Source organism: Rhodococcoides sp. S146-33, from assembly GCF_059489205.1.
The window spans coordinates 66873-82480 of record NZ_JCAJWY010000010.1; the positions used below are offsets into that span (position 1 = coordinate 66873).

At 63.0% G+C, this 15608-nt stretch carries 15 protein-coding genes and 1 riboswitch; of the genes, 8 read left to right on the forward strand and 7 right to left on the reverse strand.

Translation table 11 applies throughout. The features are described from left to right. Positions 1–3: 3 nt before the first annotated feature. From hydA to AC5WEY_RS24770, 4 genes are all read right to left on the reverse strand, one after another. Positions 4–1425 (reverse strand): dihydropyrimidinase, encoded by a 1422-nt coding sequence (gene hydA / locus AC5WEY_RS24755; RefSeq protein ID WP_495647933.1) that lies wholly within the window; start codon positions 1423–1425, stop codon positions 4–6. Then, entirely contained in the window at positions 1425–2264 is an 840-nt protein-coding gene (locus tag AC5WEY_RS24760) for a nitrilase-related carbon-nitrogen hydrolase (protein ID WP_495647934.1), read from the reverse strand. Before AC5WEY_RS24760 ends, hydA begins: the two co-directional genes overlap by 1 nt. A gap of 120 nt (positions 2265–2384) precedes the next feature. Further along, positions 2385–3902 carry an ATP-dependent DNA ligase gene (locus AC5WEY_RS24765; RefSeq protein WP_495647935.1) on the reverse strand — a complete coding sequence of 506 codons (1518 nt, stop codon included), beginning with the start codon at positions 3900–3902 and terminating at the stop codon, positions 2385–2387. 171 nt (positions 3903–4073) lie between these two features. Further along, on the reverse strand, positions 4074–5636 hold the full coding sequence (locus AC5WEY_RS24770; RefSeq protein WP_495647936.1) for a carboxylesterase/lipase family protein: 1563 nt from the start codon (positions 5634–5636) through the stop codon (positions 4074–4076). 98 nt (positions 5637–5734) lie between these two features. Here AC5WEY_RS24770 and AC5WEY_RS24775 point away from each other — a divergent pair, with 98 nt between their 5' ends. From AC5WEY_RS24775 to AC5WEY_RS24800, 6 genes are all read left to right on the forward strand, one after another. Beyond that, the gene (locus AC5WEY_RS24775) at positions 5735–6394 is read left to right on the forward strand and encodes a hypothetical protein (protein ID WP_495647937.1); all 660 of its coding nucleotides are present in this window, start codon (positions 5735–5737) and stop codon (positions 6392–6394) included. A gap of 117 nt (positions 6395–6511) precedes the next feature. Beyond that, positions 6512–7909, forward strand: a complete 1398-nt coding sequence (locus tag AC5WEY_RS24780) for a sugar porter family MFS transporter (protein ID WP_495647938.1) — start codon at positions 6512–6514, stop codon at positions 7907–7909. A 63-nt stretch (positions 7910–7972) separates the two neighbouring features. Continuing rightward, positions 7973–8072: riboswitch (TPP riboswitch) on the forward strand. Then, positions 8067–8789, forward strand: coding sequence for a TenA family protein (locus AC5WEY_RS24785; RefSeq protein WP_495647939.1), 723 nt, complete (start codon positions 8067–8069; stop codon positions 8787–8789). (Overlaps the previous riboswitch by 6 nt.) Beyond that, entirely contained in the window at positions 8786–9799 is a 1014-nt protein-coding gene (locus tag AC5WEY_RS24790; protein WP_495647940.1) for an ABC transporter substrate-binding protein, read from the forward strand. The genes AC5WEY_RS24785 and AC5WEY_RS24790 overlap by 4 nt, the downstream gene beginning before the upstream one ends. Beyond that, positions 9777–10613: an ABC transporter permease gene (locus AC5WEY_RS24795; RefSeq protein WP_495647941.1), complete on the forward strand. Its 837-nt coding sequence runs from the start codon at positions 9777–9779 to the stop codon at positions 10611–10613. Before AC5WEY_RS24790 ends, AC5WEY_RS24795 begins: the two co-directional genes overlap by 23 nt. Then, positions 10606–11355, forward strand: coding sequence for an ABC transporter ATP-binding protein (locus AC5WEY_RS24800; RefSeq protein WP_495647942.1), 750 nt, complete (start codon positions 10606–10608; stop codon positions 11353–11355). The genes AC5WEY_RS24795 and AC5WEY_RS24800 overlap by 8 nt, the downstream gene beginning before the upstream one ends. A gap of 23 nt (positions 11356–11378) precedes the next feature. Here the strand turns inward: AC5WEY_RS24800 and AC5WEY_RS24805 are convergent, their stop codons facing one another. Further along, positions 11379–12035 (reverse strand): FMN-dependent NADH-azoreductase, encoded by a 657-nt coding sequence (locus tag AC5WEY_RS24805; protein WP_495647943.1) that lies wholly within the window; start codon positions 12033–12035, stop codon positions 11379–11381. A gap of 65 nt (positions 12036–12100) precedes the next feature. Between AC5WEY_RS24805 and AC5WEY_RS24810 the strand changes: the two genes are divergently transcribed. Next, positions 12101–12463, forward strand: coding sequence for a helix-turn-helix domain-containing protein (locus tag AC5WEY_RS24810; protein WP_495647944.1), 363 nt, complete (start codon positions 12101–12103; stop codon positions 12461–12463). A gap of 15 nt (positions 12464–12478) precedes the next feature. On the opposite strand, the gene AC5WEY_RS24815 is transcribed toward AC5WEY_RS24810, so the two are convergent. Further along, positions 12479–12799, reverse strand: coding sequence for a hypothetical protein (locus AC5WEY_RS24815; RefSeq protein WP_057477873.1), 321 nt, complete (start codon positions 12797–12799; stop codon positions 12479–12481). A 230-nt stretch (positions 12800–13029) separates the two neighbouring features. Next, the gene (locus AC5WEY_RS24820) at positions 13030–13797 is read right to left on the reverse strand and encodes a hypothetical protein (protein WP_495647945.1); all 768 of its coding nucleotides are present in this window, start codon (positions 13795–13797) and stop codon (positions 13030–13032) included. Positions 13798–13983: 186 nt separating this feature from the next. Between AC5WEY_RS24820 and AC5WEY_RS24825 the strand changes: the two genes are divergently transcribed. Continuing rightward, on the forward strand, positions 13984–14268 hold the full coding sequence (locus tag AC5WEY_RS24825) for a GNAT family N-acetyltransferase (RefSeq protein WP_495647946.1): 285 nt from the start codon (positions 13984–13986) through the stop codon (positions 14266–14268). Positions 14269–15608: the final 1340 nt, after the last annotated feature.

Consider the following 15608-nt stretch of genomic DNA (forward strand, 5'->3'; position numbering starts at 1 on the left):
GGCTCAGATCAGATTCTGCGACAGGTCGCGTCGGACGAAGCTGCCGTGTCCTGCAGTGCCGGAGTAGGATCCGCCGTCGACGATGACTCGTCCGCGCGACATCACGGTGTCGACGTGCCCGTCGATCTCGAAACCCTCGTACGCGGAGTAATCCATGTTCATGTGATGGGTCTTGTCCACTCCGATGCTGGTGTGCCCGTTCGGATCGTAGATCACGATGTCGGCATCGGCTCCGGGGCTGATCACGCCCTTCTTCGGGTACATGCCGAACATCCGGGCCGGGGTGGTGCAACAGACGTCCACCCACTTCTCGAGGGTGATCTTCCCGCTCTTCACCCCTTGGAACATCAAATCGATCCGATGCTCCACCGACCCGATTCCGTTGGGAATCTTGGAGAAATCGCCGATACCCATCTCCTTCTGGTCCTTCATACAGAAAGGGCAATGATCGGTACTGACGGTTGCGACGTCACCGGTGCGCAGGTAACGCCACAGTTCGTCCTGATGCCCCTCGGCCCGCGACCGCAGAGGCGTCGAGCACACCCATTTGGCCCCCTCGAAACCCGGCGCACCGAGCTGTTCTTCGAGCGACAGATAGAGATACTGCGGACACGTTTCGGCAAACACGTTCTGCCCGTTGCCCCGAGCCTGCGCAATCTGCTCGAGCGCCTGCTTGGCGGATACGTGCACCACATACAGCGGCGCGCCGGTGACGTCGGCCAGCATGATGGCTCGGTGCGTCGCCTCCTCCTCGAGCTGCCACGGACGCGACGTCCCGTGGAAGTACGGGGCCGTGTCTCCGCGTGCGATCGACTGCGCCACGAGAACGTCGATGGCAATGCCGTTCTCCGCGTGCATCATCAGCAACGCACCTGTTTCGGCCGCCGACTGCATGGCGCGCAGAATCTTGCCGTCGTCGGAGTAGAAGACGCCCGGGTAGGCCATGAAGAGTTTGAAGCTGGTGACACCCTCGGAGACCAACTCGCTCATGGCTTTCAGGGAATCGTCGGTGACGTCGCCGATGATCTGGTGAAACCCGTAGTCGACGGCGCACTTCCCTGCCGCTTTCTCGTGCCACTGTGCCAATGTGTCCTGTACTCGCTGGCCAGGAGTCTGAATCGCGAAGTCCACGATGGTCGTCGTACCGCCCCAGGCTGCCGCGCGCGTTCCGGTCTCGAAGGTGTCGGAGGCGAACGTGCCACCGAACGGCATCTCCATGTGGGTGTGTCCGTCGACGCCGCCCGGAATCACGTACTTCCCGGTGGCGTCGATGACGACGTCTGCCGAGGTCTTCAAGTCTGCGGCCAGTGACACCGAGCCCGGTGCCAATACTGCGACGATGGTTTCACCGTCGATGAGCACATCCAATTCCTGTGCGCCGGTGGTGGATACCACGGTTCCACCGTGCACGAAGATGGTGGCCATCAGGGTTGCACCAGCGGGCCGTAGGCGTCGGGTCTGCGGTCACGATAGAAGGCCCATCGGTCACGGACCACCTTGATCAAGTCCATGTCCAGATCTCGAACGACGATCTCGGGCTCGGAATCCGACGCCACCTCGCCGACGAATTTGCCCTCGGGGTCCACGAAGTAGCTGGTCCCGTAGAAATCGTCGTCTCCGTATTCGGATTCGATTCCGACCCGGTTGATCGCGCCCACGTAGTACTCGTTCGCGACGGCAGATGCGGGTTGCTCGAGCTTCCACAGGTAGTTCGACAGGCCGCGCGAGGTAGCCGAGGGATTGAAGACGATCTCCGCGCCGGCAAGGCCCAACGCACGCCAACCTTCGGGAAAGTGCCGGTCGTAGCAGATGTACACCCCGATTCGACCGACCGCGGTGTCGAACACCGGCCATCCCAGGTTGCCGGGTCGAAAGTAGAACTTCTCCCAGAACCCGTTGACATGGGGAATATGGTGCTTTCGATACTTGCCGAGATAGGTGCCGTCGGCGTCGACCACGGCGGCGGTGTTGTAGAGAAGGCCCGGCTGCTCCTGCTCGTACACCGGCAGAATCATCACGATGCCCAGCTCTTTCGCCAATGCGGCGAAACGATCGACGGTGGGCCCGGGTACCGATTCGGCGTATTCGTAGAATTTTGCGTCCTGCAATTGGCAGAAGTACGGACCGTAGAAAAGTTCCTGGAAACAAACGACTTTCGCGCCCTGCTCGGCGGCGGACCGAGCAAACCCCTCGTGCGCCGCGATCATCGATTCTTTGTCACCGGTCCACTTGCTTTGGACCAGTGCAGCTCGAACTGTGGACATCATTGGCACTCCATCTCTCGCTGGCTTGCACCCTCGAGAATATTTTGCGCCGTGTTACGGGATCGTTCGTCCGGTTTCGTATGTATTAATCGTCCGCGGTGTGCACAGGTGGGATGCTGATCAGTTGGACTTCGGCAACAGTGCACGCACGGAGTCGATGGTGTCGGCAGTCGCGAGGTTCTTGTCGGGTCGGTACCGCAGGACTCGCGCGAATCGCAGCGCCACGCCGCCCGGGTAACGTGGGCTGACCTGCACGCCGTCGAGTTCGATCTCGACGATCAGTTCGGGGCGCAGATACACGGCGTGCTCGTCGCGCTCTCTCTCGTGTTTGGGAAATTCCTCGGTCTGCCATTGCAACAGAACGTCGGTCAGGCCTTTGAACGTCTTGCCGACCATGATCGGGTCACCGCCATCGGGATCGCGAGCTCCGAGGTGCAGATTGGACAGGTAACCGGTACGACGTCCGTATCCCCACTCGGCTCCGAGGACGACGAGGTCGAGGGTGTGTTCGGGTTTGACCTTCTGCCAGCTCTTTCCGCGGCGGCCTGCGGCATACGGCGCTCCGAGAGCCTTCAGCATGACCCCCTCGTGCCCGGCGTCGAGTGCAGCATCGAAATGGGCGGCTGCTCCGTCCGTATCGGGCCGAACGGCACTGGGAATTCGGTGCCCCGGTGCCACTCGTTCGAGTGCAGCCAGCCGCTCTTCGAGGGGCACATCGAGCAAATCGTCGCCGTCCAGGTGCAGACAATCGAAGAAGTAGGGCTGCAGCAGAAGTTCGTGCGCGCTCTCCGCGCCGAACCGGCTCATCGTTTCCTGGAACGGTCGCGGCCGCCCACTGTCGTCGAGAGCAAGGGTCTCCCCGTCGAGGACCACCGAGTCGCACGGCAGTGCGAGTACGAGTTCCACCAACTCGGGCACGCTCGCAGTGATGTCTCGCAAGGTCCGCGTGTAGATGCTCACGTCGGTTCCGGAGCGGTGCACCTGAATTCGCGCGCCGTCGAGCTTGTATTCGACGGTGACGTCGCCGTCCAGTTGCTCCCACGCCGCGCGCAGAGATTCTGCGGGCGAGGCCAACATCGGGCGGACCGGGCGTCCCACCTCGAGCCGGAACGCGTCCAGGGCCTCTACGCCGCCGGTGATCGCGGCAACAGCAGTGGCCGACAGGCGGCCCGAGAGCATGAACGCGCGACGCACCGGCGCCTGCGGAAGATTCGTGGCGGCAGCGACCGCGTCGACCATGATTCCCTCGAGCGCCCCCTGACGCAGTTCGCCGGTGACGAGCCTGATGAGAAACTGCCGCTCCTCCGCGGTGCAGCGCGAGAAGAGGTCCGTCAACAGCGCTACTCGCCGCGCAGCCGACCCGGCACCCGACGTCGACGCGACCGCGGAGATCGCATCGTCGACCTCGGTGACCGTCAACGTCGAGACCTCGGCGGAGGTGACGTCGAGATCGGCCAGCGTGCGCCAACCGACTCCTATTCGACCCTGCCGCAACTCCCCCGACAGCCACGACACCGCGGATTCGATGTCGCCGGCTTCCGCCTCGGCGAGCACCGCGCTCAGCTGCTCGATCTTGACCTTGCGCGAGCGTGTCGCGGCCACGGCACGGGAGGCTTCGACGATCCTGGACATCAACACTCACCGAACATAACTGCACCTACCGACAGGCATACCCAACCGGGTCATTCCGCAGGCTCCACTCCTGCCTGACATCCAATTGTTACCGCTGGGACTCCTGCGGCTGGTGTTCTTGCTGTTACGTTCGATTCATGTCAGCAACGTCCATGCGACAGGACGTATGGCGACGTGTCAGCTGAATCCGAGAACCCGGTCGCCCCAGGCAGCGCGCATGTCGCCGTCGGGATCCTCGACGAGGGTGTCGGATGTGTCGATCACCAGCGTCCAGCGCGTCTTCTCGGTGTACGGAGCCCAGTGCTTGGACGCGTCCAGCGCAGCGGGCACGCCGTACCGCGCGAAAGCGAGCCACCGCCTCTGGATCCGCGCCGCCACCGCCATCGCCGGTTTACGTCCACCGAGCCAGAACGTCGGGTCTCGGTTCAACGTCCCGAAATTGCCGAAGACGTACGGCAGTTCGGTTGCGTGTCCGGCGCCCACACGAGCCGCTTTGAGCATCGGTGTCGCGTGATCGAATCGGTACATCCAGGTCGGCGAGTGCCTGCTGTGCGCGTCGGCGATCCACATGCTCGGCATGACGAAACCCGCGTCACGCGACATGGCTTGTGCGCCGGCCGGTTTGTTCCGGTCCGGGTACGCCGCCATGATCTCGGCGACGCGGTGAGCGGGAAGATCGGCATGATCGTGGGCAATGGCCCGGAACATCTCCGAGACGGTGTCGGAGGTGATGGGCATCAACGGGGACTTCATGAATCGGAAGATCGACGGCTCGTCGTGGTTGGTGCCGATGATCAGTGGAATCTTGTGCGAGAGCCCTTTCTGGAATGCCGCCACCGGGTAACGCGGAACGATGTCACCGTCCACGACCGGCGAAAGACCCAGCGTTCCAGGAACTCTCGTGGGAACTTCGTAGCAGAGCGTGTCCCCCGCGGTGACCAACCTGCTGAAGTGCATGTCGAACAATTCGCCGATGTCGTCCCGGTCGACACCCACCAATTCGAGAAATCTCGACGCCACCGCGGCACCTCGATCGGGGCCGTACACCGATGTCGCAGGAGCACTCTGCACGATCGCTTGCTGAAACAGGCCCTCGGCCTGCGGAGACGTCATCAACGTGGTGACCGATGCGCCCCCGGAGGATTCGCCGAACAGGGTGACTCGATCGGGATCGCCACCGAACGCGGCGATGCACTCGCGCACCCATTCGAGGGCTGCGATCTGGTCTCGCAGTCCGAGATTGGTCTCGAACGTGTGCTCGTCGGTGGAGAACGACGACAAGTCGAGGAACCCGAAGGCACCGAGGCGGAAGTTGATCGAGACCACGACCACGTCGCCGTTCTCGCTCAGATGTCGCCCGTCGTACACCTGTTGCGCAGACGAACCGAGCGAATACGCGCCGCCGTGGATCCACACCAGCACCGGACGCAGTTCGCCGTCGGGCCGTGGTGCCCACACGTTGAGCGACAGGCAATCCTCGGAGATGGACAACGACGGATCGATCGGGACCGGGCTGTCGCGGCCCTGCGGTGCCATCGCACTGAAGTGCAGACCGTCGAGCACGCCGTTCCACGGTTGCAACGGTCGCGGCGATCGGAATCTGAGCTTCCCCACCGGCGGTGCCGCGTAGGGAATTCCCCTCCATGCCACGATCGGCGATGCGTCGACGGCGACCGGATAGCCGAGAACTTCGCCGTACGGCGTGCTCACACACACGGTGGAGTCGGACGCGTTGCCCATCGAGCCTCCTGTTCGTTCGCTGCCCAACGTACCAACATCACCCCTGGGCTCGGCGACGCTTCTTTCGGCGTCGACGCCCCCGAGCGAAGGAATCGACGATGAGAAGAATCGCATGTGCCGCAGCGGCAGTCGTGGCAGTCGGGCTACTGGCCGCCTGCGGTTCCAGTGGCGGCGACGGGGCGAAGGCCACCGTCATCACCGACCGCCCCACCCCCATCACCGCGCTTCCGACCACGCCCCGCAGTACGCTCTCACCCTCACCTGCGTCCACGACGCCGCCGGCGTCCACCACGCCGCCACCCGCCACCACGGCAACGCCGACGACTTCGGCAGCGGCTCAGGTCGATTCGAAGGACTACGCGGGCAAAGCACCTGGCTGGTACTACTTTTCGAGCCCCAGTGGAAAATTCGAGTGCGGTATCGCCGTGCTGAACACCTCGATCGCCGGTTGCCACGGTTCGCTCCCCGATTCGGCACCGAAGGTTCCTGGAAGCGGAGCCTCGGAGTCCGTCGTCGAACCCAATGCCGTGCAGTTGATCGCTGGGTCACCGGCGAAGTTCGAGAGCCTCGGCGATCCCAAGTTCCATCGTTTCGACGGCCCCGCGGCGGCACTGCCGTACGGCGAGGTGCTCACCGTCCCCGGCAGCGGATCCACCAACGGCCTGCAATGCAGCGTCGACGAGCAAGCCGGCGTCACCTGCACCGACCAGGTCGGCCATGGCTTCACCGTCTCGGCCGAGGATTTCGACCTTCGCTGACGGCGTCGTTTGCGCGGCAAAGGACCAGGCGTAATGTCCGAGTACGGTACGACAATCTCTGCCGTACGGTCTCCCCAGCGGCCGACGCCCCGCGCGCGGCCAGAAGGTGCGTCACTCATGAATCAGACCTCGGACCACCACACAGCGAAGGTCATCGGCGTCAGCGTCGCCGCAGCTGTGGGTGGCTTCCTGTTCGGCTTCGACAGCTCGGTCATCAACGGAGCCGTCGACTCGATCGAAGATCACTTTTCCCTCGGCTCGTTCACCACCGGCTTCGTGGTGGCGATCGCCCTGATCGGCTGCGCTGTGGGCGCATGGTTCGCCGGTAGCCTCGCGGATCGCTGGGGACGCAAGAGAGTGATGCTGCTGGGCTCGGCGCTGTTCATCATCTCCTCGGTGGGCTCCGGCTTTGCGTTCAGCGTCCCCGACCTCATGCTGTGGCGAGTGCTCGGCGGCCTCGGCATCGGCATCGCGTCGGTGATCGCACCGGCCTACATCGCCGAAATTGCACCGGCCAAATGGCGCGGCTCCCTGGCCTCGCTTCAGCAGCTGGCCATCACCATCGGTATCTTCGCCGCCCTTCTGTCCGACGCACTTCTCGCAGGTGCTGCAGACGGGGCGTCGAACGACCTGTGGTTCGGCGTCGAAGCATGGCGCTGGATGTTCCTCGTGGGCGTCGTGCCGGCACTGGTGTACGGACTGCTGGCAACGCTGATTCCAGAATCCCCGCGGTACCTGGTGGGTCAGCATCTCGACGAAGAAGCAGCGCGAGTGCTCGCCGAGATCACCGGCGAACTGCATCCCGACGAGCGCGTTCACGAAATCAGGCTGACGCTGCGCAAGGAATCACGTTCGTCGTTCGCCGACATCCGCGGGCCGAAGTTCGGTCTGCAACCGATCGTGTGGGTGGGCATCACGATGGCCGTGCTGCAGCAGCTCGTGGGCATCAACGCGATCTTCTACTACTCGACGACGCTGTGGCGCTCGGTCGGCTTCACCGAAGACCAGTCGTTCACCACGTCGGTCATCACCGCGGTGATCAACGTGGTCATGACGTTCGTGGCGATCCTGTTCGTCGACCGCATCGGTCGGCGCAAGCTGTTGTTGGCGGGTTCGCTCGGCATGTTCGTCGGACTGGTCATGGCATCGGTAGCTTTCTCGCAGTCGATCGGTAGCGGCGACGACGTCACGCTCCCCGCTCCGTGGGGTGCCATTGCGTTGATCGGTGCCAACCTGTTCGTCATCTTCTTCGCGTCGACCTGGGGTCCGATCATGTGGGTCATGCTCGGCGAAATGTTCCCCAACCGCATGCGAGCCATGGCCCTCGGCATCGGCACGGCAGCCAACTGGATTGCCAACTTCGCTGTGACGCTTGCCTTCCCGCCGCTCACGTCGTCCGTCGGCCTGTGGGCCATCTACGCCGGCTTCGCACTCTTCGCGGCATTGTCGTTCTTGTTCGTCAAGGCCAAGATCACCGAGACCAAGGGTATGGAACTCGAAGACATGCTGGGGTGAGCCCGGGCCGCAGATACAGGGGCGGCGGCATCGACACCAGGTGACCGGTGTTACTGTCGCTTTCGTTCTGACACGGGGTGTGTCCGCCGATGCGGATGCTGAGATCAAACCCGCCGAACCTGATTCAGGTAATGCTGACGAAGGGATGTCGAAGGCGATGACGCCTGTTGTATCTGCGGACCCGGTCCGCTTCACCGATCTCCTGTGGGATGCCTCCGCGCACATCCGGCACGCGATCGACGACCTGGAATTCCTCCGGCTGCTCGGAGCCGGGACACTTCCGCTGGATGCGTTCCGTCGGTACCTCGAGCAGGACTCGCTCTATCTGAGCGGGTACGTGAGGTCGTTGTCCCTGTTGGCGGCACACGCACCGAACCCGCTCGCCGGGGCGTTCTGGGCGAGCGCCGCCGCGAGCGCCATGGACGAGGCGTCATCGCACGAGGCCATGCTGAACGGGGGTTCTCTCCCCACGTCGACCTCGACTCCGGAGGCTTCACCGGAGTGCCTGGGCTACACGTCCTACCTGATCGCCACTGCAGCAACCGAGCCGTATGCCGTGGCCGCCGCGGCGGTGCTGCCGTGCTTCTGGATCTACGCCGAGGTCGCCCGCTCACTCGCCGCGGCAGCGAAGACGGTTCTCGATCACGATCCCGAACACCCTTATGCACAATGGGTGGCTGCCTACGACGCACCCGAATTTCATGCCATCGTCGACGCTGCGAAGACTTTCGTGGACGACGCCGCTGCGGCTGCGACGCTCGATCAGCGCAAGCAGATGATCGACGCCTTCGTCGTCGCATCGCGATACGAATTGATGTTCTGGGACAGCGCTTTACATCCCACTACGTGGCCCCTGGCCGAAAGTGCGGTGTACGCATGAGAATAACTCGAGTAATCGCGACGCTCGCAGCGGCGGTCGTGGCCACCACCGGGCTGGTTGGTTGCTCGGAATCGGCCGATTCCGACACCATTCGGTTCGCCCTCGACTGGACCCCGAACACCAATCACACCGGCCTCTACGTTGCCCTGCAAGAAGGCTACTTCGCCGACGCCGGGTTGAACGTAGAAGTTCTGCCTTACAACAACACTGCAGCGGACACCCTCGTCGATGCCGGAAACGCCGAGTTCGGCATCAGCACCCAGAGTTCGGGAGTGTTCGCCACCTCGGCCGGCGCACAGACCGTCTCTGTTCTCGCACCGCTGCAGCATTGGGCGACCGGCATCGGAGTCCGCGCAGATCGCGACGACATCCCGAGCCCCAAGGCCCTCGACGGCAAGGTCTACGCCGGCTTCGGCGAATCCGGGGAGCAGGCCGGACTCCAGCAGGTCATCAAGAACGACGGTGGCACAGGCGAATACGAGACCGTCGTCCTGGGAACCTCCGCGTACGAGGCGGTGTATTCGGGTACCGCGGACTTCACCGTCTCCTACTTCGCGTGGGAGGGCATCGAAGCCGAACACAGCGGAACCCCGATGAAGTACTTCGATTACACCGACTACGGATTTCCCGACGCCTACGCTCTCACCATCAGTGGCAACGAACCCTGGCTCGCTGCCCATCCGGACGAGGCCGCAAAGTTCGTACAGGCCCTGCAACGCGGATACCAACTCGCCGCCGACGATCCCGACAGAGCCGCACAGGATCTGATCGACGCCAACCCCGGAACCTTCACCGACGAGTCGCTCGTTTTCGAGAGCCAGGAGATGCTCGCGGCGAAGTACATGAAGGATGCCTCCGGCGAGGTTGGCAAACAGAGCCTCGACAAGTGGACGGCGTACTCGAAATTCCTGTACGAGAGCGGTGTACTGGCCGATCAGACCGGCACCGCTCTCACGACGGAGCCGGACTGGTCGACGTACTTCACCAATGACTACCTCGGCGATCGGTAAGCCGGTCACCGCTGAGCGAGACAGGTTATCGTTCAGTGGAATTCACGCCTCCATCCGCTGGGCGTGGCCCGCAGTCACCGTTGTCGCCGCGCTGATAGCTGCCTGGCAGGTCTACGTCCAGGTCAGCGGCATCCGCCCGCAGGTGCTGCCGTCGCCCGGTCGCGTCGTCGTGCAGGGTTGGGCGCAGCGTGACGCGATTGCCGAGAACGCGGCCGCAACGCTGCAGGTGACCCTCGTCGGTTTCGCCGTCTCCCTCGTCCTGGCCTGGCTACTGGCGGTAGCGGTGGATTTCTCACCGTGGCTGCGGCGCGCATTCGTACCACTCTTCGTCGTGTCGCAGACGCTGCCGATCATTGCCATCGCACCGTTGCTGATCATCTGGTTCGGCTTCGGATTGCTGCCCAAGGTTCTGGTGATCGCTCTGGCCACGTTCTTCCCGATGGCCATCGGTCTCATCGAGGGCTTCGCGGCAGCCGATCGCGATGCGCGATCTCTCCTCGTGAGCATGGGAGCCTCACGCTGGCAACAGTTTCGGTACGTACGCCTACCGTCTGCCATCCCTCGGTTCTTCACCGCATTGCGCATCGGCATCACCTACGCGGTCGTCGGGGCGATCTTCGCCGAATACGCCGGAGCGAGTGCAGGGCTCGGCATCTACATGAGCCAACAGAAGAACTCGTTCCGAACCGATCTGGTTCTTGCCGCGGTGGCCGTGACAGCCGTGATCAGTGTGGTGCTCTTCGTGTCCACGTTCGTGGTGGAGCGATTGGTTGCTCCGTGGGCACGCCACGGTTCGGCGGGACTTCATGTCTGACCCGCCCGCCTCCGACAACTGCATCGTTGTTCGCGAACTGACCAAATCGTTCGGCGACAAGCGTGTGCTGGACGGCGTCTCGTTCGATGCGAAGCCCGGCGAGTTCGTCTCGATCATCGGACCGAGCGGATCCGGCAAGAGCACGGTCTTCAACATGCTGGCACAGCTCGACCGACCCGATTCCGGGACGGTGAATGTGCCGCCGTGTGCCTACATGCCGCAGAAGGACCTTCTGTTTCCCTGGCGATCGGTTCTCGACAACACGACTCTCGGACTCGAAGTGCAGGGTGTCGCCAAGAAGGAAGCGCGGGCGCGGGCGCGGGAACTGTTCCCGGTGTTCGGCCTCGACGGATACGAGTCGGCCAGGCCGTCCGAGCTCTCCGGCGGCATGCGCCAGCGAGCGGCGTTACTCCGTACGGTGGTGCAGGGCCGCTCGGTGCTGTTGCTCGACGAGCCGTTCGGAGCACTGGACTCGTTGACCCGCAGCGACATGCAGTCCTGGTTGCAGCAGGTCTGGTCGGACTTTCGATGGACGGTGCTGATGATCACGCACGACATTCGTGAGGCGGTGTACCTCTCCGATCGTGTCGTCGTCCTCTCCCCCAGGCCTGCCCACGTACGACGGCAGGTCGAGGTGACCCTGCCCCGCCCACGCGGACTGGAGATCGTGACGACACCGCAGTTCGCTGCGGTGGAGAAGCAGCTGATGGATGTTCTGCTGAACGTGTCGTCACCTCGCTAGTACCTCACCCGGCTACCCGGGTCCTACCTGGGCGAAGCCCCGCCGAACTGCTGAGCGAGTTCCTCGACCGCGACATACGCGGACTCGAGATTGGCTTGCGCCTGCGGAATACGGGGTGCCAGCGCCGGCACCCGCTCGGCAAGCGTCAGATCGACCGGGACGAAGTGGACGTCCATCCCGAGCGCGACCCCGAGGACCTGCCGCAACTGAGCCGTGGTGTGATCGGCCGACGCGCCGTCCGTACCGGGGGTGTAGTCGTTGCCGCGGCTCGTCACCACCACGGCAGGTTTGCCGACGAGGGGTGCCGTGTCGGCGTCGAACGGGACGGTGATGCCGGGAACGTGCACGTAATCGATCCACGCCTTCAAGGTCGACGGGATCGACCAGTTGTACATCGGTGCGCCGATGAGCACAACGTCCGCCGAGATCAGTTCTTCGATCAGTTCGATCTGCAGCGCCTCGGCGGATGCCTCCACATTTTCGTCGACTGTGCGCAGGTGTGGTGCCCAGTGCAGTGCAGAGGTGGGGAGGTGCGGCAACGGATTCAGGTGTAGGTCTCGATGAATCACGGAGTGGTCGGTGCCGATCGAATGCCAGCTGTCCGAGAAGCGGGACGTGACCCGACGGCTGATCGAACGAACCGGGTCGGCGGACGAATCGAGATGCAACAACTGCGGCACTGAAACACTCCTTGTGAGTCGGGTGCCTCGAGCCTATGCGTACGGTCCGCTTCTATCCTGGTCGAATGGACTTCCGATTCGTCATGCCCGCTCTCGCGTCGCGCTCGGCCACGCAACTGGCGGCCATCGTGCACAAGCGAACCGGTACGGACGTCGATGTCAGAATCGGTGATTCGTCGGTGCCACTCGACGACGCGGCGCGCACTGCTGTGCTCGAACTACTCACCCAGCTGGCCACCGGCCGAGCGGTGGCAATCGGAACTGTCGACGAGCTTCTCACGACTTCACAGGCCGCAGCAGTGCTCGGGGTCTCCGATACCTATGTCCGACGGTTGGCCGATGCGGGCGATCTACCCATCGAGATGCGTGGGACACATCGACGATTCAGGCTCGAAGACCTTCTGCGGCAGCGCGACCGGTTCAGGTGACGTCGCCGTGGACCGTCAGCCCGCCTCACGTTCCATGTGCTCGGACTGCACAGTCATCAGATCACGAAACGCCTGTCCGGCGGCCATCCACAGTTGTTCGGAGTCGATGTAGTCGACTCCGCGGATCTCGACGTCACCCAGGTAGGCACCGACGTCCACCGACAACATTCCGATGACGGACGACACGTCTGCGTCGAGATATGCGGTTTGAGTGTTCTGCAGTTCGCGAAACTGGGCCGAGAAGAACTCGGCTGGGATTCTTCGATCGACGAACTGCGCGATGAGGAACACGAAACGGGACGCGTGGGCCGAACCTGACCGGTAGGAATGCTCCATGGTGAATACCTCTCCCCACGGTCGACAGCACCCCTCGCACTGTCGACCGTTGAGCTCGCTGATACCCGAACTTCGATGTACGAACGAACTCTCGAACATCGATTCGACCCAGTGGCTAAAACAGGGAGCTCGTCCTACCAGCGCTAGATTAATCCGACCTTTGGCCCGTTTACGGCCGATGGAACAATTTGGTGAGCAATCACAACAAAGCCCGTCCGGCCTGCGGTTCTTTACTGAAACGACCCCAGCGGAGCGCGATCTGGAGTGTCCAATTGCCAGAACTGCCAGCCGTCACGCTCTTCGACATCTCCGCTGATGTGGGTGGCCACGGCACTCGCGGCGACGGACGGGTTGTCGAACCGCCGACCCTCCATCGGTCCAGCAGTGATCTCCAGCCGCTGGGTCTCGGGGTCGTAGCGACCGCTCAGCCGATAGCCCTCGCAATCGGCGACGACCCGCACACGGTTGTCGATCACTTCTTCTTCGACGACGACCTTGGACTTTCGCGTTGCTTTGACCCGGGGCGTACGCACCCACGTCTGCTCGGGACCGACATCGAGCGTGGTGTCCAACGTGGAGCTCAGACCCAACAGGTCCCACCGCTCACTGCCATGTGCCACCCGGTCCACCGCGATAGCGTGATGTCCGGTTCTGGTGCGAAGAGGCGAATCCTGAACCCACAAATCCACTTCCCCGCGAATGTCGGTAGCCATCTCTTCCGAGGACACCATGTAGAAGCGCGGCGCTTCGTTCGCCAGGTCGACGAACACCCAATACGAGGATCCGGTGTCGTCGCTCTCGAGCGACTCGTCTTGCCTGCGAGCCTTCCAATCCCCGGTGACCTTCGATCGCACTCGTACGATGCACGAGGATTTTCCGTCCATCGACCAGACCTGCACGGGGTTACGACGGGACGTGGTCAGCCGCTCCGCACGTCCACCGCGCTGCGCCACGGTTCGAATGAATGCCTTGATTCCCCGGTCGGATGTGTCTTCCACGGATTGCCACCTTCAGCCTCGAGAGCGCCCCGTACTTATGAAGAGCGGTGTTGCGACGGGTGGCGCTTGCACGACTCGGTTTACCTCACCCTACTGCTTCGACCCACGCTCGAGTAACCGCCGAACACCCCGTCGGGCGAGTGCCGGTTACGGTGAGCAGAGTGAACTCGACCGGGAGGTACCGACATGCAGGTGACGATCACCCATGACAGTGCGAACAATCGATTCGAGATCTACGTCGATTCGCAGCTGGCCGGCTACTCGGAGTACCTCGAATCCGACGGCGTCAGAACGTTCCATCACACCGTCACTGTTCCTCGATTTCGCGGCCGCGGTCTCGCAGCAACACTTACCGAGCACGCACTGGACGACACCAGCACGCAGGGACTCCGGGTGGTCCCTGCGTGCTGGTTCGTTCGCGACTTCATCGCCGCGGCAGGCGATCGTTATTCCGATCTGGTCCAACGCTGAGTTCACCTCATCGACGACGTCCCGACGTGGACGTCGGATTCGAACGTCCCGACATCGCAATCCTCGGGTTCTCCGGCGCCGATGACATCGGCTTCCCGTGAGTTCTGCTTGCTCGCAGACGATTTCGCTGCCCTTTCCGCCAAGACTCGAAGCCGCTCGTAGTTCCGGACACCACGCTCGACGCGTTGTCGGTGTTCGTTCAAGATCTGTTCGTAGTGGTACATCTGTTCTCCTACAACAAGTATGGACGCCGAACACAGCGATGCGCTGCGCGGCGAGGAATTCGAAGGGTGCCACTTCACCTTCGGTCCGAAGCTCTACTCAGAGAGCACGATTGGCAATACCCGCAAACCGAGTGCAGACGACTCGTCGGCTTGCGTACTTCGATTCTGCTGCCATTGTCCACCTCCACGGTCTCTGCGATCTACCTGTGCCATGATCATGCACTGCCCTAGCCGCAAACTCCACCGAATTAATTCGTGCACCAACGAGAGAGACGCTGTTGCCTCGAATCTCGTTGCACGATAGTTGATTTGGATCGAATACCCCAACCCTCTCGCACTCGGCTTTGCGATCACCGCTGCCGACGCCCGATCGGAGCACTGGAACGTCGATGCTATCGAAAGCGCGACCGTCGGCCTCGACGTCTGAGTGCGGCCCGCGACTGCAGATGTGCTCGCGGCTGCCTCAGGTGGACGGGCGTGCGGTGAGCGATGGGGTTCAACATCTGGTACGGCCGGCGAACACGCGCATTCGTTCGTGAGGTGCGGAATCCCGGCACCATCATGTCCGCGGACCGATGCAAGGACTGTTGAGCGTGCACCGGTGTACCGATTCCAGGGACGCACCGGTCGCTCTGTTCGCCGGGCGAGGGCAAACGCGTGCGCGTTCGTCAGCCGCACGGGGATTGGCGTTCGTTGGTGTGACCATTCTGCTCGCGTCTGGCAAACGCGCTCGCGTTTGCCCGGACGGTCACCATGGCGTTGACGGTTCCTCGACGGTGAGGTACCACCCCCGCATTGCGCAGACGCGCGCGTGTTCGTCGGACGCGTGCGACATGGTGCGCATCCGGTGGGCGAGAGTGCGTGCGTATGGCAGGTGCGCACGCGTGTGAGACCCAGTTCTTCGGTGGTGACGCACGCCGGCCTGCATGGCGGAAGACCTGCCTCGAGCGGCAGGTGTCGGAGCCTGGAACTTCCGAGCTACCGCAACCCACGAACCCACGAATGCTGTTGCGTGGGTAATGGTTTCGAATGCAGACAACCCCCGACCATAGTTGGTCGAGGGTTGTCCGGTTCAAGTTGTGTTCGGCGGTGTCCTACTCTCCCACACCCTGTCGA